Source organism: Cellulomonas algicola (assembly GCF_003851725.1).
Lineage (GTDB): Bacteria > Actinomycetota > Actinomycetes > Actinomycetales > Cellulomonadaceae > Cellulomonas > Cellulomonas algicola.
Genome location: NZ_BHYL01000110.1, coordinates 1 through 18,399, shown reverse-complemented (window position 1 = coordinate 18,399; position 18,399 = coordinate 1). Strand labels below are relative to the sequence as shown.

Annotated in this window: 16 protein-coding genes; 2 read left to right on the top strand and 14 right to left on the bottom strand. The window is 73.8% G+C overall.

Annotated elements, in window-relative coordinates; all coding sequences use genetic code 11:
* The coding region (locus tag CTKZ_RS08405) for an alpha/beta fold hydrolase (protein ID WP_148090471.1) at nucleotides 1-597 on the top strand (597 nt) is incomplete at its 5' end.
* Nucleotides 598-725: 128 nt separating this feature from the next.
* On the opposite strand, the gene CTKZ_RS08400 is transcribed toward CTKZ_RS08405, so the two are convergent.
* Nucleotides 726-1,628, bottom strand: coding sequence for a caspase family protein (locus tag CTKZ_RS08400; protein ID WP_124342528.1), 903 nt, complete (start codon nucleotides 1,626-1,628; stop codon nucleotides 726-728).
* A 230-nt stretch (nucleotides 1,629-1,858) separates the two neighbouring features.
* Between CTKZ_RS08400 and CTKZ_RS08395 the strand changes: the two genes are divergently transcribed.
* Nucleotides 1,859-2,845 (top strand): hypothetical protein, encoded by a 987-nt coding sequence (locus CTKZ_RS08395; protein ID WP_124342527.1) that lies wholly within the window; start codon nucleotides 1,859-1,861, stop codon nucleotides 2,843-2,845.
* A 103-nt stretch (nucleotides 2,846-2,948) separates the two neighbouring features.
* Here the strand turns inward: CTKZ_RS08395 and CTKZ_RS08390 are convergent, their stop codons facing one another.
* The 13 genes from CTKZ_RS08390 to CTKZ_RS08330 form a co-directional block, all read right to left on the bottom strand.
* Nucleotides 2,949-3,854 carry a ribonuclease Z gene (locus tag CTKZ_RS08390; protein ID WP_124342526.1) on the bottom strand — a complete coding sequence of 302 codons (906 nt, stop codon included), beginning with the start codon at nucleotides 3,852-3,854 and terminating at the stop codon, nucleotides 2,949-2,951.
* A 117-nt stretch (nucleotides 3,855-3,971) separates the two neighbouring features.
* Nucleotides 3,972-5,408 (bottom strand): pyruvate kinase, encoded by a 1,437-nt coding sequence (pyk, locus tag CTKZ_RS08385; RefSeq protein ID WP_124342525.1) that lies wholly within the window; start codon nucleotides 5,406-5,408, stop codon nucleotides 3,972-3,974.
* Between the two features lie 95 nt (nucleotides 5,409-5,503).
* Nucleotides 5,504-6,970 (bottom strand): glutamate synthase subunit beta, encoded by a 1,467-nt coding sequence (locus CTKZ_RS08380; RefSeq protein ID WP_124342524.1) that lies wholly within the window; start codon nucleotides 6,968-6,970, stop codon nucleotides 5,504-5,506.
* Nucleotides 6,963-11,534: a glutamate synthase large subunit gene (gene gltB / locus CTKZ_RS08375; RefSeq protein WP_124342523.1), complete on the bottom strand. Its 4,572-nt coding sequence runs from the start codon at nucleotides 11,532-11,534 to the stop codon at nucleotides 6,963-6,965. The genes CTKZ_RS08380 and gltB overlap by 8 nt, the downstream gene beginning before the upstream one ends.
* 152 nt (nucleotides 11,535-11,686) lie before the next feature.
* A complete protein-coding gene (gene lgt, locus CTKZ_RS08370) occupies nucleotides 11,687-12,568 on the bottom strand; it encodes a prolipoprotein diacylglyceryl transferase (RefSeq protein WP_124342522.1) in 882 nt (293 codons plus the stop codon).
* Nucleotides 12,565-13,419, bottom strand: a complete 855-nt coding sequence (gene trpA, locus CTKZ_RS08365; protein WP_124342521.1) for a tryptophan synthase subunit alpha — start codon at nucleotides 13,417-13,419, stop codon at nucleotides 12,565-12,567. Before trpA ends, lgt begins: the two co-directional genes overlap by 4 nt.
* Before the next feature lie 73 nt (nucleotides 13,420-13,492).
* Complete coding sequence (gene trpB / locus CTKZ_RS08360) at nucleotides 13,493-14,764, bottom strand: tryptophan synthase subunit beta (protein WP_124342529.1); 1,272 nt, start codon at nucleotides 14,762-14,764, stop codon at nucleotides 13,493-13,495.
* Nucleotides 14,765-14,805: 41 nt separating this feature from the next.
* Nucleotides 14,806-15,618, bottom strand: a complete 813-nt coding sequence (gene trpC / locus CTKZ_RS08355) for an indole-3-glycerol phosphate synthase TrpC (RefSeq protein ID WP_124342520.1) — start codon at nucleotides 15,616-15,618, stop codon at nucleotides 14,806-14,808.
* 144 nt (nucleotides 15,619-15,762) lie between these two features.
* On the bottom strand, nucleotides 15,763-16,311 hold the full coding sequence (locus CTKZ_RS08350; RefSeq protein ID WP_124342519.1) for a DUF4190 domain-containing protein: 549 nt from the start codon (nucleotides 16,309-16,311) through the stop codon (nucleotides 15,763-15,765).
* Between the two features lie 65 nt (nucleotides 16,312-16,376).
* Nucleotides 16,377-16,778, bottom strand: a complete 402-nt coding sequence (locus CTKZ_RS08345) for a DUF2752 domain-containing protein (protein WP_124342518.1) — start codon at nucleotides 16,776-16,778, stop codon at nucleotides 16,377-16,379.
* Between the two features lie 4 nt (nucleotides 16,779-16,782).
* Complete coding sequence (locus CTKZ_RS08340; protein WP_124342517.1) at nucleotides 16,783-17,298, bottom strand: DUF4190 domain-containing protein; 516 nt, start codon at nucleotides 17,296-17,298, stop codon at nucleotides 16,783-16,785.
* Nucleotides 17,299-17,398: 100 nt separating this feature from the next.
* Nucleotides 17,399-17,704, bottom strand: coding sequence for an HGxxPAAW family protein (locus tag CTKZ_RS08335; protein ID WP_124342516.1), 306 nt, complete (start codon nucleotides 17,702-17,704; stop codon nucleotides 17,399-17,401).
* Nucleotides 17,705-17,813: 109 nt separating this feature from the next.
* A partial coding sequence (locus CTKZ_RS08330; protein ID WP_307720293.1) for a Trp biosynthesis-associated membrane protein occupies nucleotides 17,814-18,399 on the bottom strand: 586 nt, incomplete at its 5' end.

Sequence of the window (18,399 nt, the reverse complement as noted above, 5' to 3'; positions counted from 1 at the left end):
GCGGTGCTCGACGCGCTCGGGCTCGACCGGTGCGCGGTGATCGGCCACTCCGGCGGCGGCCCGCACGCGCTCGCGTGCGCGGCCCTGCTGCGCGGCCGGGTCGTCGCGGCGGTCAGCGGCGCAGGGTTGGCACCGGCCGACGCGGACGGGCTCGCCTGGTTCGACGGCATGGCCGCGTCGGGCGTCGCGTCGCTGCGGGCGGCCGCGGCGGGACGCGCGACGAAGGAGGCGTACGAGCGGAGCGCGCACCCGTACGACCCCGAGTTCACGCAGGCCGACCTGGATGCGCTGCAGGGGCCGTGGGCATGGTTCGAGGAGGTCGTCGGCCCGGCGGCCGCGCAGGGGCCGGCGCCGCTGGTCGACGACGACCTCGCGTACGTCGCACCCTGGGGCTTCGAGCCCGCCGACGTCCGCGTGCCCGTCCTGCTGCTGCACGGCGCGGACGACCGCGTGGTGCCGGTCGCGCACGCGCGCTGGCTCGCCGCGCACCTCCCCGACGCCGAGCTGCGCGTCGTGCCCGGCACCGGGCACATCGCGGTGCTCACGGCAGCCGAGGACGCGTTGCGCTGGGTCGCCGAGCACCGCCCCGCGGGCTGACGGGCGGCACGCACGCGGGTCCGCCCCGGGAGACGCGCAGGTCCTCCCGGGGCGGCGTCGCGCGACCGTCGTCCGGCGGTGGTGGTCCGGCGGTGGTGGTCCGGCGGTGGTGGTCTGCTGCCGTGCCGTCAGGAGGCCGTCGTGGCGCCCGCGGGCGGGGTGATCGCGAACGGCTGCTGCGCGAGGAAGGCCTCGTCGGGCGTGCCCATCGGGAAGAAGTTCGGCTGCTGACGCGACGGCATCTGGTCGAGGACCTTGCGGTGCAGGTCCACGTAGCTGCCCGCGAACGCGCCCTCGTCCCACACGCGCAGCAGCGTGCCGGTGAACTCGCCGTTGACCGGACCGTCGTACGAGTACTGGTCGTCCTGGCAGCCCGAGATGAGCAGCACCGACGCCGAGACGTCCTGGTCGGTCGTCGCACCGGCGAGCGACTGCACGAACTCGTAGGTCGCGCGTCGCGCCTTGTCGTCCTTCTCGGCGACCCCGCGCGGCATGACGCGCGCCACTGCCGCGGGCGGCAGCACCGCGGGCGGGCCACCGCGCGCCCCGGTCTCCAGGCCCAGGTCGTGCTCACGCTCCTGCTGCAGCACCGCGTCCCGCTCGACGTCGCGGATCACCGTGCCGCTGTGGCAGCTGTCGCTGATCACGAGGACCCGGACGCCGGCCGCGAACTGCGCGTACATGCGCCGCAGCTCGTCGTCGAGGACCTGCCGGTCGAACAGCACCCACGTCTCGTCCTGCTGGTCCGGCTCGTCGCCGTCGATGTCGCCCACCTGGCCGCCGTGGCCGGAGTACGTGAGCAGCACGAGGTCCCCCGCGACCGCGGTCCGCGCGTAGGCGCCGATCTGCGTGATCACCGCCTGCGACGTGGCCGCGGCGTCGAGGAGCTGCACCGGCTGGAAGCCGGTCGCCGTCGCGAGCCGCAGCATCGCGTTCGCGTCGTTCACGCAGCCGTTGAGCTTGCCGTCCCAGCCGCCGTAGGCGTCGGGGTCGACCCGGTTGAGGCCGATGTGCAGCGAGTAGCCGGTCATGGTCGTCGTCCCCCTCGTCGAGTTCCTGCACCGGCCAGCGTCCCACCGTCCCCGGAGCAGGTCCAGACGCTTTGTCCCGATTTCGCCCACTTCTCGCCCGGGCGAAACCACGACAAGGTGAACTTTCTTCGTGACGGTTGTGCACGACACGGTGACACGCGCAGCATTCGGGGTGCGCCGGGGACCCGGGGGACACCGGGGACCTCCACGGCGCCACGTCAGGGGGAACCATGCCTCGTCCGGAGCCCACCGCGCTGCCCAGGACACCCGCACGGCGACAGCGCGCACGCACCGCGCTCGCCGTCGTCACGGCCGCGGTCGCGCTGGCCGTGACGCTGCCCACCGCCGCCGGCGCGACCCCTCCCGCGGTGCGCCCGCTCGGCGTCGACGAGTGCGCGGTCGACGTCAACGACCACGGTGTCGTCGTCACCGACACCCACCTCGTCGACCGCGGCCGCGTCCTGCCGCTGCCGGGCGGCCTGACCTCCGCCGCCGCGATCAACGACCGTGGCCAGATCGCCGGCCTCGTCGACGGCCACGCCGCGTTCTGGGACGGCCGACGGCTGCACCGCATCGGCGTCGCCGACCCCACCGACACGTTCGAGACCGTGTCCGCGGTGAGCGGCCGCGGGGAGGTCGTCGGCACGTCCGGCACGTTCGGCGGTGAACGCCACGCCTGGCGGTGGCGTGACGGCGTGCTCACCCCGCTCGCGTCCCTCGGCGGGTCGACCGGCGCCAACGACGTCAACGACGCCGGGCAGGTCGTCGGCGACGCGTGGGTCGAGTCACGGCAGGTGCCCGCGCGCTGGGAGCCCGACGGCACGCTCACGACGCTGCCGACGCTCGGCGACGGGACCGGCGACGGCCTCGCCGCGGCCCTCGACTCCCACGGGCGCTCCGCCGGGTACGCCTACACGGACGGCGTGATGCACGCGACCCGCTGGTCCGCGCGCGCCGCCGTGACCGACGTGACGCCCACCGGCACCTCGTTCGGCATCGTGACCGACCTCAACGACCGCGGCGTCGCCGTCGGCAGCACCGTGCCGGCCGGCCTCGCGCAGCACGCGTTCGTGCAGCACCCCGGGGCACCCGCACGCCTCGTGGCCCCGCCGGACGGCGCCGACGCGATCGTGCTCTCCGCCGTCAACGACCTCGGTCTCGCGGTGGGCTGCGTCGTCGACGAGATCGGGCTGCACGCCGTCAGCTGGCGCGGCTGACCCCGTCGGGCGGTCGTCAGCCCGACCGGCGGCTGCCGTCGGCCCTGCCCGCTGCCGTCGTCAGGCCGACCGGCGACCGTCGTCCGCCCGGCCGACGGCGCCGTCAGCCCGACCGGCGGCGCGGCAGCGGGACCCGGTCGAGGTCGTCGACGGTCCGCACCGCGACGCCCCCGGGACGACGCGACGACGCGGCCGCCGCGCGGGCCTGCTCGGCGAGCGGCCGCACGTCGGCGTACCGCGACGAGAAGTGCGTGAGGACGAGCGTGCCGACCCCGGCCGCCCCCGCGAGGGCCCCGGCCTGCCCCGCCGTGAGGTGCAGGTGCTCGCGCGCGAGTGCCGCGTCCTCGTCCGCGTACGTCGACTCCGCGACCAGCAGGTCGACGTCCTGCGCGAGCGCAGCCGCACCGTCGCACGGTGCGGTGTCCATGACGAACGCGAACGACTGGCCCCGCCGCGGGACGCTCACGTCCTCGAGGCGCACGTCGCGCCAGCGGCCCTGCGCGACGAGCACCCCGACGTCGGCGCCGCGCACCCCCGCCTCCTCGAGCAGCGCGGGGCGGAGCGTGCGGCCGTCCGGCTCCGTCAGCCGGTACCCGAACGTCTCCACGCGGTGGCGCAGCGGCTCGACGCGCAGACCCGGCGCGACCTCGCCCGCGGCGCCGTGCGGGTGCAGCCGGACGTCCACGCCCGGACGTGCGAGCGCCACGAGCGCGCGCACCACGGGGTCCGCCGACGCCGGGTAGTGCACCGGGACGGGGTCCGCGACACCGTCCAGCGACATGCGCGACAGGATGCCGGGCAGACCGAACGTGTGGTCGCCGTGCGCGTGCGTCAGGCAGATGCGTGTGACCGCCGACGACGCGACCCCCGCCAGGAGCAGCTGGCGCTGCGTCCCCTCGCCCGGGTCGAACAGGATGCCCTGGTCGTCCCAACGCAGCAGGTAGCCGTTGTGGTTGCGCGTGCGCGTCGGCGCCTGCGACGCGGTCCCCAGGACGACGAGCTCGCGCACCGCACCCTCCTTCGAGTCGGGCCCCGCCGCCGGGACGACGAACGGGCCCCGGAAGACCGGGGCCCGTTCGCGTCGCTCCTCGGCACCTGCGTGCCGTCGGGCGTGACGTCGCGTGCGTCAGGCGACGCGACCGCCCGGGTTCTCCTCGTCGCCGATCTTGTGCACGACGATCGAGTTCGTCGAGCCGACGACGCCGACCGGCGCACCCGAGACCACGACGACGTAGTCGCCGACCTCGGCGAGGCCGTTCGCCCGCAGCGTCTGGTCGACCTGCGCGACCATGTGGTCCGTGCTCTCGACCGTGGGCACCTGGTACGTCTGCGTGCCCCAGCTCAGGGACAGCACGTTGCGCACCGACTCGACCGGCGTGAAGGCCAGCAGCGGGATCGACGACCGCAGGCGCGACATGCGGCGCGCCGAGTCACCGGACTGCGTGAACGTCACGAGGTACTTCACGCCCAGCGTCTCGCCGATCTCGGCAGCCGCGCGGGTGATCGCGCCACCGCGCGTGTGCGGGGTCGAGCCGAGGGGGGCGATGCGCTCCCGACCGAGCTCCTCGGTCGCCTCGATGATCCGGGCCATCGTGCGGACCGTCTCGATCGGGTAGTCGCCGACGCTCGTCTCGCCCGAGAGCATGACCGCGTCCGCACCGTCGAGCACCGCGTTCGCGCAGTCCGAGGTCTCGGCGCGCGTCGGGCGGGGGTTCGTCGTCATGGACTCGAGGACCTGCGTCGCGACGATGACCGGCTTCGCGTTGCGACGGGCGAGCTCGACCGCGCGCTTCTGCACGAGCGGCACCTGCTCGAGCGGCAGCTCGACGCCCAGGTCGCCGCGGGCGACCATGATGCCGTCGAACGCGGCGACGATCTCGGCCAGGTTGTCGACGGCCTGCGGCTTCTCGATCTTGGCGACGACCGGGACGACCCGGCCCTCCTCCTCCATGATCCGGCGGACGTCGTCGTAGTCCGCGGCGTTGCGCACGAAGGACAGCGCGATGATGTCGGCGCCGATCTGGATCGCCCAGCGCAGGTCGGCCTCGTCCTTGTCGCTCATCGCGGGGACGGACACCGCGACGCCCGGCAGGTTCAGGCCCTTGTTGTTCGAGACGGGGCCGGGGACCTCGACGCGCGTGATGACGTCGTTGCCCTCGACCGCCGTGACGCGGACGAGCACCTTGCCGTCGTCGATGAGGATCGGGTCGCCGGGCGAGACGTCGCCGACGAGGCCCTTGAACGTCGTCGAGACGCGCTCCTTGGTGCCCTCGATGTCGTCCGTCGTGATCGTGAACACGTCGCCCACGGCGAGGTCGTGGCGACCCTCGACGAACCGGCCGAGGCGGATCTTCGGACCCTGGAGGTCGACGAGGACCGCGACCGAGCGGCCCGACGCCTTCGACGCCGCGCGCACGTTGTCGTAGACCTTCTTGTGCGCCTCGGTGTCGCCGTGGCTGCGGTTGATCCGTGCGACGTCCATCCCGGCGTCGACGAGGGCCTGGATCTGCTCGGCGGACTCCGTCGCAGGTCCGATGGTGCAGACGATCTTTGCTCTACGCATGGCTCGAGCCTATGCCTTCCTGGTGGGCGTGGTCGGACCAACGTCCCGGTGGAGGCACTGGCGCCGACCGGTACAACGTGGCGGTCCTGGTGGGGTCAGGGGCGCAGCGCCACGGTGCTGGCCGTGACCGGGGAGGGCAGCTCGGTGCCGCCCGAGAGGTAGGTGTCGACGGCGGCCGCGGCAGCACGGCCCTCCGCGATCGCCCACACGACGAGAGACTGCCCGCGACCGGCGTCGCCCGCGACGAACACGCCGGGGACGGTCGTGGAGAAGTCGTCCGACCGGGTGACCAGGCCGCGTGCGGTGAGCTCGACGCCCAGCTGCTCGGTGAGCGTCGCGGTCTCCGGGCCGGTGAAGCCCATCGCGACGAGCACGAGGTCGGCGGGGATCTCCCGCTCGGTGCCGGGCGTCGGGACGCGACGACCGTCGGAGAGGTACTCGGTGGTCGCGAGACGCAGGCGTGCGACGCTGCCGTCCTCGCCCGGGAGGAACTCGACGGTCGACGCGAGGTAGTCGCGCTCGCCGCCCTCCTCGTGCGACGACGACACCTCGAAGAGGATCGGGTCGGTCGGCCACGGCTGGTGCGCGGGGCGCTCCTCGGGCGGGCGCTTGCCGATCGCGAGCGTCGTGACGGACGCCGCCCCCTGGCGCAGCGCGGTGCCGAGGCAGTCGGAGCCGGTGTCGCCGCCGCCGATGATGACGACGTGCTTGCCGGTCGCGGTGATCTGGTCGGGCACCTCGCGGCCGGCGGCGACGGCGTTGGCCTGGTGCAGGAAGTCCATCGCGACGTGCACGCCGCCGAGCTCCTTGCCCGGCACCTGCAGCTCGCGCGGGACGGTCGCGCCGGTCGCGATGACGATCGCGTCGTAGCGGGCCTGCAGCTGCTCCCACGTGATGTCGCGGCCGATCTCGACGCCCGGGCGGAACCGGGTGCCCTCGGCCTCCATCTGCGCGAGGCGGCGGTCGATGTGGACCTTCTCGAGCTTGAAGTCGGGCACGCCGTAGCGCAGCAGGCCGCCGACCGCGTCGTCCCGCTCGTACACGGCGACCGTGTGGCCGGCGCGCGTGAGCTGCTGGGCGGCCGCGAGCCCGGCGGGCCCGGAGCCGACGACCGCGACGGTGTGCCCGGTGAGGCGCTGCGGCACCTGCGGCGTCACGTACCCGCGGTCGAACGCCTCGTCGATGATCGAGACCTCGACGTTCTTGATCGTCACCGGCGGCTGGTTGATGCCGAGCACGCAGCTCGACTCGCACGGCGCCGGGCAGATCCGCCCCGTGAACTCGGGGAAGTTGTTCGTCGCGTGCAGCCGGTCGATCGCGTCCGACCACTGCCCGCGCCACACCAGGTCGTTCCACTCGGGGATGAGGTTCCCGAGCGGGCAGCCGTTGTGGCAGAACGGGATGCCGCAGTCCATGCAGCGGCCCGCCTGCTCCTTGAGGTACGGCTGGCCGTCCTGCCGGTGGGCGTGGACGTCCTTCCAGTCGCGCAGACGCACCTCGACCGGACGGTTGGGCGGGAGCTCGCGCTCCCGCACCTTCAGGAAGCCGCGGGGGTCAGCCACGGGCCACCTCCAGGATCTGGTCCCACACGCCGGGCGCCGCGGGGTCGAGGCCGTCGGCCTCGGCCTGCGCGAGCGCACGACGGACGCGGGCGTACTCGGTGGGCAGGAGGCGCGTGAACCGCGCCCGGGTCGCCGTCGGGTCCTCGAGCAGCTGCGCGGCGACCGGCGAGCCGGTCTCCTCCAGGTGGGTGCGCAGCAGGCCCTCGACGAGCGCGGCGTCCTCGTCGTCGAGGGGGTCGAGGGACAGCTCGCCGGAGCGGACCGCCTCGAGGTTGACGAGCGGCACGTCGAGGTCGAGCACGTACGCCGTGCCGCCCGACATGCCGGCGCCGAGGTTGCGGCCGGTGCGGCCGAGGACCACGACGGTGCCGCCGGTCATGTACTCGAGGCCGTGGTCGCCCACGCCCTCGACGACCAGCGTCGCGCCCGAGTTGCGGACGCCGAACCGCTCGCCGACGCGGCCGCGCAGGAAGACCTGCCCGGACGTCGCGCCGTAGCCGATGACGTTGCCCGCGACCACGTCGTGCTGCGAGAGCACCGCGCTGCGGTCGGGGCGCACGACGATCCGGCCGCCCGACAGGCCCTTCGCGACGTAGTCGTTCGCGTCGCCGAACAGCCGCAGCGTGATCCCGCGGGGCAGGAACGCGCCGAACGACTGACCGGCCGAGCCCGTGACGGTCACGTCGATCGTGTCGTCGGGCAGGCCCGCGCCGCCGTACCGCTTGGTGACCTCGTGGCCGAGCATCGTGCCGACCGTGCGGTTGACGTTGCGGATCGGCAGGGCGATGCGCACGGGCTCCTGGCGCTCGAGCGCGTCGGTCGCGAGCGAGATCAGCTGGTTGTCGAGCGCGCGGTCCAGTCCGTGGTCCTGCGTCGCGGAGTTGTGCAGCGTGGAGCCCGGCAGCGGGTCCGGGACCGCGAGCACCGGCGTCAGGTCGAGGCCCTCGGCCTTCCAGTGGTCGATCGCGGCGCGCGTGTCCAGCAGCTCGACGTGGCCCACGGCCTCCTCGATCGAGCGGAACCCGAGCTGCGCGAGCAGCTCGCGCACCTCCTGCGCGATGAACTCGAAGAACGTGACGACGAACTCGGGCTTGCCGGTGAACCGCGACCGCAGCTCCGGGTTCTGCGTCGCGACGCCGACCGGGCACGTGTCGAGGTGGCAGACGCGCATCATGATGCAGCCCGACACGACGAGCGGCGCGGTCGCGAAGCCGAACTCCTCGGCGCCCAGCAGCGCGCCGATCACGACGTCGCGGCCGGTCTTGAGCTGGCCGTCGACCTGCACGACCACGCGGTCGCGCAGGTTGTTGAGGACGAGCGTCTGCTGGGTCTCGGCGAGGCCGATCTCCCACGGCGTGCCGGCGTGCTTGAGCGACGTCAGCGGGCTCGCACCCGTGCCGCCGTCGTGCCCCGAGATCAGCACGACGTCGGAGTGCGCCTTGGCGACACCCGCGGCGATCGTGCCGACCCCGAACTCGGAGACGAGCTTGGTGTGGATCCGCGCCGACGGGTTCGCGTTCTTCGCGTCGTGGATGAGCTGCGCGAGGTCCTCGATCGAGTAGATGTCGTGGTGCGGCGGCGGCGAGATGAGGCCCACGCCGGGCGTCGAGTGCCGCGTCTTCGCCACCCACGGGTAGACCTTGTGACCGGGCAGCTGACCGCCCTCGCCGGGCTTGGCGCCCTGCGCGAGCTTGATCTGGATGTCGTCCGCGTGCGTGAGGTACTCGCTCGTGACGCCGAACCGGCCGGACGCGATCTGCTTGATCGCCGAGCGCCGCTCGGGGTCGTACAGCCGCTCCGGGTCCTCGCCGCCCTCGCCCGTGTTCGACTTGCCGCCGAGGCGGTTCATCGCAATCGCGAGCGTCTCGTGCGCCTCCGCGGAGATCGAGCCGTACGACATCGCGCCCGTGTTGAACCGCTTGACGATCTCGCTGACGGGCTCGACCTCGTCGACCGGCACCGGCTGGCGCACGCCGTCCTTGAACGCGAGCAGGCCGCGCAGCGTCATGAGCCGCGACGACTGCTCGTCGACGCGGTGCGTGTACTCGCGGAACACGTCCATCTGGCGCGTGCGCGTCGAGTGCTGCAGGCGGAACACCGTCTCGGGGTCGAACAGGTGGTCCTCGCCGTCGCGACGCCACTGGTACTCGCCGCCGACGGCGAGCCGCTGGTGCGGCTGGCGGTTGCCGGACGCGGGGTACGCGTCCTCGTGCCGCGCCGCGACCTCGGCCGCGATGACGTCGAGGCCGATGCCGCCCAGCCGGCTCGTGGTGCCGGTGAAGTACCGGTCGACGAGCGGCTGCGACAGGCCGATGGCCTCGAAGACCTGGGCGCCGCGGTACGACGCGATCGTCGAGATGCCCATCTTCGACATGACCTTGAGGACGCCCTTGCCGAGCGCCTTGATGAGGTTCTTGACCGCCTTGTCGGGCGAGACGCCCGGCAGGTAGCCGTTGCGCGCGAGGTCCTCGACGGACTCCATCGCGAGGTACGGGTTGACCGCGGCCGCGCCGTAGCCGATCAGCAGCGCGACGTGGTGCACCTCGCGCACGTCGCCGGCCTCGACCACGAGCGAGATCTGCGTGCGGGTGTGCCGGCGCAGCGTGTGGTGGTGCACTGCGGACAGCAGCAGCAGCGACGGGATCGGCGCGAGCTCGGCGTCGGAGTTCCGGTCGGACAGCACGAGGAAGCTCACGCCGTCGGCGACCGCGCGGTCGACCTCGGCGAAGATCTCCTCGAGGCGCGACTCGAGAGCCGCTCCCCCGCCCGCCGCCCGGTACAGGCCGCGGATCGTCGTCGCGCGGAAGCCGAGCGACGGCTCCTTCTGGACGTGCACGATCTTCGCGAGCTGGTCGTTGTCGAGGACCGGGAACGGCAGCACGAGCTTGCGGGCGTGGCCCGGGCCGTCCTCGAGCAGGTTCGGCTCGGGACCGATCGCCCCGCCGATCGCCGTGACGAGCTCCTCGCGGATCGCGTCGAGCGGCGGGTTCGTCACCTGCGCGAACATCTGCGTGAAGTAGTCGAACAGCATGCGCGGCCGGTTCGACAGCACCGCGACGGGCGTGTCGGAGCCCATGGCGCCCAGCGGCTCCGCACCCGTCGCCGCCATGGGCGAGAGGAGGATCTTGAGCTCCTCCTCGGTGTAGCCGAACGTGCGCTGCCGACGACGCACCGACGCCGCGGAGTGCGCGACGTGCTCGCGCTCGGGCAGCTGCTGGAGGTACACGGAGTGGTCGCGGACCCACTCGGCGTACGGCCGCTGCGCCGCGAGCTGGGCCTTGATCTCGTCGTCCTCGACGATCCGGCCCTTGCCGGTGTCGACGAGGAACATGCGGCCCGGCTCGAGGCGGCCCTTCGCGACGACCGTCGCCGGGTCGAGGTCGAGCACGCCGGCCTCCGACGCGCACACGACCAGGCCGTCCTCGGTGACCCAGTAGCGGCCGGGGCGCAGGCCGTTGCGGTCCTGCACCGAGCCGATGAGCGTGCCGTCCGTGAACGTCATCGCCGCCGGGCCGTCCCACGGCTCCATGAGCGTCGAGTGGTACTCGTAGAACGCGCGGCGGGCGGGGTCCATCTGGGCGTGGTTCTCCCACGCCTCCGGGATCATCATCATGACCGCGTGCGGCAGCGAGCGGCCGGACAGGTGCAGCAGCTCGAGCACCTCGTCGAAGCTGCCCGAGTCCGAGCCCCCGGGGGTGCAGACGGGCAGCAGGGGCGCGAGGTCGCCGAGCGCCTCGCTCGCGAGGGTGCCCTCGCGAGCGGCCATCCAGTTGCGGTTGCCGCGCACAGTGTTGATCTCGCCGTTGTGCGCGACGAGGCGGAACGGCTGCGCGAGCGGCCAGGACGGGAACGTGTTGGTCGAGAACCGCGAGTGCACGAGCGCGATCTCGGACGCGTAGCGCGGGTCGGACAGGTCGGCGAAGAACGGCTCGAGCTGGCCCGTCGTGAGCATGCCCTTGTACGCGAGCGTGCGCGACGACAGCGACGCGAAGTACAGGCCCAGCTCTCGCTCGGCGCGCTTGCGCAGCCGGTAGGCGCGGCGGTCGAGGTCCAGGCCCGCGAGCTCGCGCGAGGGGTCGGCGACGACGAGCTGCCGGAAGACCGGCATCGACGCGCGCGCCGTGGGACCGACGAGGTCGGCCGTGACGACGACCTCGCGCCAGGCCAGGACGTCGAGCTTCTCCTCGGCGGCGATGGCCTCGACCGCGGCGACGACCGTGCGCTGCTCGGCCTCGTCGACCGGGAGGAACGCCATGCCGATCGCGTAGAACCCGGCGGGCGGGAGCTCGGCGTCGACGACGTCGCGCAGGAACGCGTCGGGGATCTGGGTGAGGATTCCCGCACCGTCGCCGCTGTCCTCCTCGGCGCCCACGGCGCCGCGGTGGTCGAGGTTGAGCAGCGCCGTCAGGCCGGCGTCGACGATGTCGCGACCGGGGGTGCCACGCAGGGTGGCGACGAAGGCGAAGCCGCAGGCGTCGTGCTCGGCGGCGGGGTCGTAGAGACCCTGCTGTGCCGCGCCCGACCGCGTGACGAGCGCGTCAGGGCTCACGTGCGACGTCGACATCTGCACCGTCCTCACGATCCCCGGGGGCCGGGGTTTGTCGAACATGGGGGGAACGCGGGACGTCGTCGGCCCAAACGTGGGGTGACGATACAACCCGGAAACATTGCGAGCCGCATCGCCACTTTGTGAGGTGGGTCACACCCCGCTCGCGGTCAGCGAGCGGCCTCGGACGTGCTCTCCTCGTCGTCCTGCACGGTCGGGGGTGCCAGCAGGAGGGTCGTGTCGCGCCCTGGATGACGGCGCCCGACCACCACGAACGCTACCAGCGCGCCGAGGCCCACGATGATGGACGTCCAGACGTTGACCCGGAGCCCCAGGATCGTGTTCGCCGGGTCGATGCGCACGAGCTCGATCCACAGCCGCCCGGTCGTGTAGATCACGACGTAGAGCCAGAACACGCGGCCGTGACCGAGCTTGAACCGGCGGTCCGCCCAGACCAGCACCGCAGCACCCGCGAGGTTCCAGAGGATCTCGTACAGGAACGTCGGGTGGAACAGCGTGCCGGACTCGAACCCCGCCGGCAGGTGCGCGTCGTCGATCTGCAGGCCCCACGGGAGCGTCGTCGGGCCGCCGAACAGCTCCTGGTTGAACCAGTTGCCGAGCCGGCCGATCGCCTGCGCGACGAGCAGACCGGGCGCGAGCGCGTCGGCGAACGGCGCGAGCCGCACCCCCTGACGGCGGCAGCCGATCCACGCGCCGACCGCGCCGAACGCCACCGCGCCCCAGATCCCGAGGCCGCCCTCCCAGATGAACAGCGCGCGCACCGGGTCGCCGCCCTCGCCGAAGTACGCCTGCGGCGACGTGATGACGTGGTAGATCCGCCCGCCGACGATCCCGAACGGCACCGCCCAGAACGAGATCTCCAGGACGGTGTCCGGGTCGCCCCCGCGCTCGGCCCAGCGGCGCCGCGTGAGCCACAGCGCCGCGACGATGCCCAGCAGGATCGCGATCGCGTACGCGCGGACCGGGAACGGCCCGAGGTGCCAGACGCCCTGCGACGGGCTCGGGATCGACGCGAGGACCGCGGCGCTCACCGCGCGCCCCGCACCGCCGAGCGGACGCCGTCGGCGAGGTCGGCGGTGACCCGCGCGAGCGCGTCGATGCCGCCGGTCGGGTCGCCGGACTCGTGCGCGTCGAGGAGCGGCCGGACCAGCGCCGACCCGACGATGACGCCGTCGGCGTACCGCGCGACCTCGGCCGCCTGCTCGCGGCGCGACACGCCCAGCCCCACGCAGACGCGCTGGGCGCCCGCGGCACGCGTGTCCGCGACGAGCTGCTCGGCCCGCGACCCGACGGTCGCGCGCTCCCCCGTCACGCCCATCGTCGACGCCGCGTACACGAAGCCGCGCGATGCGGCGCTGGTCGACGCGAGCCGCTCGGGCGTCGAGCTCGGCGCGACGAGGAACACGCGGTCCAGGCCGTGCGCGTCCGACGCGGCGACCCAGTCCTGCGCCTCGTCGGGGATGAGGTCCGGCGTGATGAGACCGGCACCGCCGGCCGCGGCGAGGTCGCGCGCGTACGCCTCGACGCCGTAGCGCAGGACGAGGTTCCAGTAGCTCATCACCAGCACCGGCGCGCCGCGGCCCGCGACCTGCTCGACCGCGGCGAGCGTGTCCCGCACGCGCGTGCCGCCGCCGAGCGCGACGTCGACCGCACGCTGGATGACGGGCCCGTCCATCACGGGGTCGGTGTACGGGACGCCGAGCTCGACGACGTCGACGCCCGCGTCGACCATCGCCCGCACCGCGTCGACCGACCCGGGAAGCGTCGGGAAGCCGACAGGCAGGTAGCCGACCAGCGCCGCTCGGCCGGTCGCCCCGCCGTCGCCCGCGCGCAGGGCGTCGAGCCGCTCCCCGGTCGCCGACCGGACGTCCACCGTGCTCACTGGCCCTCCTCGTCGCCCGACCGCGTGCGTCCCCGCCGCGTCGTCCTCGTCGTCCCGTCGCCCCGCGGCGACGTCACAGCTGCTCGTTCTCGTCGGCCAGCACGACCGGCTCGTCCTCGATCAGGCCGAACCAGGCGGCCGCCGTCGCGACGTCCTTGTCCCCGCGACCCGACAGGTTGACGAGCAGCACCGGGTCGTGGCCGTCGTCGCCCCGCCACGTCGCGGCCTCGCGACCGAGCTGGATCGCGCCGGCGAGCGCGTGAGCGGACTCGATCGCGGGGATGATCCCCTCGGTCCGGCACAGCAGGCGGAACGCCTCCATCGCCTCGTCGTCCGTCACGGGCCGGTACTGTGCGCGGCCGATGTCGTGCAGCCACGCGTGCTCAGGGCCCACGCTCGGGTAGTCCAGGCCCGCCGAGACGGAGTGGCTCGGGAGCGTCTGGCCGTCCTCGTCCTGCAGGAGGTAGGACTTCGCGCCGTGCAGGACGCCCGGGAGGCCGCCCGAGAAGCGCGCTGCGTGCCGGCCCGACGAGATGCCCGCGCCGCCGGCCTCGAAGCCGAACAGCCGGACGTCGGCGTCGTCGAGGAACGCGTTGAAGATGCCCATCGCGTTCGACCCGCCGCCGACGCACGCCGCGACGGCGTCGGGCAGGCGACCGATCTCCTCGAGGAGCTGCGCGCGCGCCTCCTCGCCGATGATCTTGTGGAAGTCGCGCACCATCTCGGGGAACGGGTGCGGGCCCGTCACCGTGCCGAGCAGGTAGTGCGTCGTCTCGACGTTCGCAACCCAGTCGCGCAGCGCCTCGTTGATCGCGTCCTTGAGCGTCCGCGACCCGATCGTCACGGGCACGACCGTCGCACCGAGGAGCTCCATGCGCGCGACGTTGAGGGCCTGGCGCTGCGTGTCCTCCTCGCCCATGTAGACGACGCACTCGAGGTCGAGGAGCGCCGCCGCGGTCGCCGTCGCGACGCCGTGCTGGCCCGCGCCCGTCTCCGCGATGACGCGCGTCTTGCCCATGCGCTTCACGAGGAGCGCCTGGCCCAGCACGTTGTTGATCTTGTGCGAGCCGGTGTGGTTGAGGTCCTCGCGCTTGAGGAACACCCGCACGCCCTCGCCGACGTGCCGCGCGAACCGCGGGACCTCCGTCAACGGGCTCGGCCGGCCCGTGTACGTGCGGTGCAGTCGCGCGAGCTCACGCCCGAACGCCGGGTCGCTGAGCGCCTTGTGGTACTCGGTGTCGAGCTCGTCGAGCGCCGCGATCAGTGCCTCGGGGACGTACCGGCCGCCGAAGTCGCCGAAGTACGGCCCGGCGTGCGTCGCGAGCGGACCGCCCGCGGTGTCCAGGTGCAGCGGGGTGTCCGACGGCCCGGCGCCGCGACGTGCGGTCACTGGCGCACCGCCCGCAGCGAGGGGTGCGCGCCCGCGGCGACCAGGTCGGCGACCGACTGGCGGGGGGCGTCGTCGGTGACGAGCGCCTCGCCGACGAGGACGGTGTCCGCCCCGGCCCGCGCGTAGTCCATGACGTCGTGCGGCCCGCGCACGCCGGACTCGGCGATCTTGACCACGTCGGACGGGATCGACGGCGCGACGCGGGAGAACGTCGTCCGGTCCACGTCGAGCGTCTTGAGGTTGCGCGCGTTGACACCGATCACGCGGGCGCCGGCGTCGACCGCTCGCGCGACCTCCTCGGTGTCGTGCACCTCGACGAGGGCCGTCATGCCGAGCGAGTGCACGCGCTCGACGAGGGACTCGAGGACGGTCTGCTCGAGCGCGGCGACGATGAGCAGGACGAGGTCCGCGCCGTGCGCGCGCGCCTCCCACACCTGGTAGGGGCTGACGACGAAGTCCTTGCGCAGGACCGGGATGTCGACGCGCGCGCGGACGGCGTCGAGGTCCGCGAGCGACCCCTTGAACCGGCGCTCCTCGGTGAGCACCGAGATCGCGGTCGCGCCGCCCTTCTCGTACTCCGCGGCGAGCGCGGCGGGGTCGGTGATCGTGGCGAGCGCACCCTTGCTGGGGCTGGACCGCTTGACCTCGGCGATGACCGTGACCGCGTCCTCGACGCGGAGCCGGCCGACGCACTCGATCGCGGACGGCCGCTTCGCGGCGAGCTCCTTGACGGCGGCGAGCGGCGTCGCCGCCTCCCGGACAGCAAGGTCCTCCTTGACGCCTGCGACGATGTCGTCGAGCACGGTCATCGAAGCCTCACCCCTTCCCCCGGTCGGCCCAGTCCGCTCGCGCCGACGTGGCGGGCGGGTCTGACCTGGCCATGGTACGGGGACCGTCGGGTGACCCCGACCACAGGCCGCTCCGTGGAACGGGCGCCTGACCCGGCGGACCGGTCAGGCGGACGCGGTCGTGAGCAGCATGACGACGACGAAGACCAGGTAGCCGACGACGACCAGCCCCGACCATCCCGTGCCGATCCAGCCGAGCACGACGCCGGCGGTCGCCATGCCCGGGTTGTCCGCCTCGCCGTTGGCGGCCGCCTTCTTGGCGTTGTTGCCGACGACGATCGCGGGGATCCCCGTGAAGAAGCCGCACGAGACGAGACCGAGGATGCCGAGCACGAGCGACCAGACCGCATAGCTGTTCTTGGGAAGGTAGCCGCCGTAGGCCGGGTAGCCGTACGCCTGCGCGGGCGGGTAGCCGCCGGGCACGGGGTGCTGCACGGGCGCGCCGTAGGTCGGTGCCGGCGGGTACGCCGCGCCAGACGGGTACGCCGGGCTCGACGGGTACGCCTCGCCCGACGGGTACGCCGGGCCGGACGCGTACGGCTGCACCGCGTCGGGCACGGGAGCGGGCGCGGCACCGCTCGTGCTGCCCGTCTCGGGCTTGCGCCACGGGTCGGGCGCCGGCGTCGCGGGGTCCTGCGGGTCGGTGCTGCTCATCGTCGGGCTCCGGAGGGCTGGCCGTGGCAGGGCCCACGGCGGGCACGGTCACGGGGGCGGCGCGGTCAGGGGGCGAGGTACGGCGCGAGCTGCGGGAGGTTGCGCAGGACGGCGAAGGACACGATCACGGCGAGGAAGGACCACGCCCAGGCCGGGTGCCGGGGCGCCTGCGTGCGGCGCCCGTGCACCGCACGCCATGTCCACACGGCCCACCCGGCGACCGCGAGCGGCAGCAGCACGACGAGCAGCGGGTTCATGCCCCACGCCCCCGCGAGGTCGCCGTGCGTGAGGTCGTGCACGGCGCGCATCCCGCCGCAGCCGGGGCACCACAGCCCCGTCAGCAGGTGCAGGGGGCACGCGCCCCAGCTGCCCGCGACGTGCGGGTCGCGGACGGCGACCGCGACCGTGGCGAGCAGCGTCCCCGCACCGACGAGCAGCGGCGTCCGGGCCAGGCCGGACGCCGCCACGACGTCAGTAGCTCGAGGAGTTGTAGCCGTCGACGAACGCGTCACGGAACTCGGCGTTCGAGAACAGGACGGCGAACAGGATGATGCCGAGGATCGACAGCACGGTGGCGATCCAGCCGAGCACGACACCCGCGGTCGCGAGGCCGCCGTTGTTCGCCTCGCCGCGCTGCACGGCCTTCTTCGCGTTGTTGCCGACGATGATGGCCGGGATGCCCGTCACGAGGCCGCACGAGAGCACGAACGACGCGATGCCGAGGACGAGCGCCCACACGCCGAGGCTGTTCTTCGGGTACGGGGTGCCGTAGGCCTGCTGGCCGCCGTACTGCGGGGCGCCGCCGTACTGCGGGGCCGACGGGTACTGCGGGGCCGACGGGTAGCCCTGCGGCTGGGACGGCTGCGGCGGCGGGGCAGCCGGGTAGCCACCCGCGGGCGGCGGCGGTGCCGCGGGGTAGCCGGGCGCGCCACCCTCGGGCTCAGAGCCCTTCTCGAACGGGTTCTGCGGCTCGTTGGGGGTCGACATCCATCCTCCAGGCGGAGTGGCGACCGGGTCACGGCCGGTCGCAGACGGGGCCCGCGTGCGGCCGCGCGCGGGATCGAGCTGCCCGCGGACGGGCCGGGCGTCAGTGCGCCCCGGGTCGTCCGTCCCGGGACTGCGTGTGCACGCCGCCCTGGCCGTAGCCCATGCCCTGCAGGACCTTGCCGAGCACGAGGGCGACGAGGGCGACACCGAGGCCGACCCAGAACAGCCACACGAGCGCGAAGACCACCGCGACGGACATGACGACACCGCCGACGAGGACGCCGTACGTGGTCGTCCAGCCGGCGACCGTCTTGCCGTGGTTGACCGGGGGGGTCGCGGGCGGGAGGTGGACCGTCTCGGTCCGGGTGACGTTCTGCGCGCGGTGCGCGAGGGACTGGTCAGACATCAGGTGGTGCCCTTCGTGCTCGGTTCGCGGCCCACCCTATCGGACCGCACGGCCCTCCGACCTGCGCAGGACATGCTCACGACCCGCGCACGGCGACCGCAGGACACGGTCAGGTCGGGTCGTCGCCGCGGCTCAGCGCGTCCCACGCGCCGCGCTCGTCGACGGGGCCGCCGCCCGCCCCGGGCGACTCGTGCCGACGGGACGGTCCCTGCCAGGTGCGCGAGGCGCGCACGAGCCAGCCCGCCGCGACCACGACGGCGATCCCGACGGCGACGCTCACCCACGGCCACGCCGTGACGCCCACGTCGCCGACGACCCGGCCGACCCCCGTCTCCTGCGTCACGACTGGCACCGCGGCGCCGTGCGGGTCCGCGAGGACGGCGGCGGTCGCGCCGACGACGACCGCACCGCTGAGCACCGTGACGGCCGCGACGAGCCACCGCCCCACCCGCCCGACGAGCGCGACGGCCGCGGCGGTCGCGAGCAGCACGACCGCGGCGCCGAGCACGGCGGGCGCGACCTGGGTGCCAGTCGCTGGGACGTCGACCGTGCCCCGCAGCGCCGTCACACCGGTCGCGGTGAGCCAGGTCGGGACCGCAGCGCCGGCGGACGCGGCGGCCAGCAGGACGAGCACGCCCGCCGCCCGGCCGCGACCCCGCGAGCGCGCGGCCGCAGGGGCCGGCGCGGTCGTCACT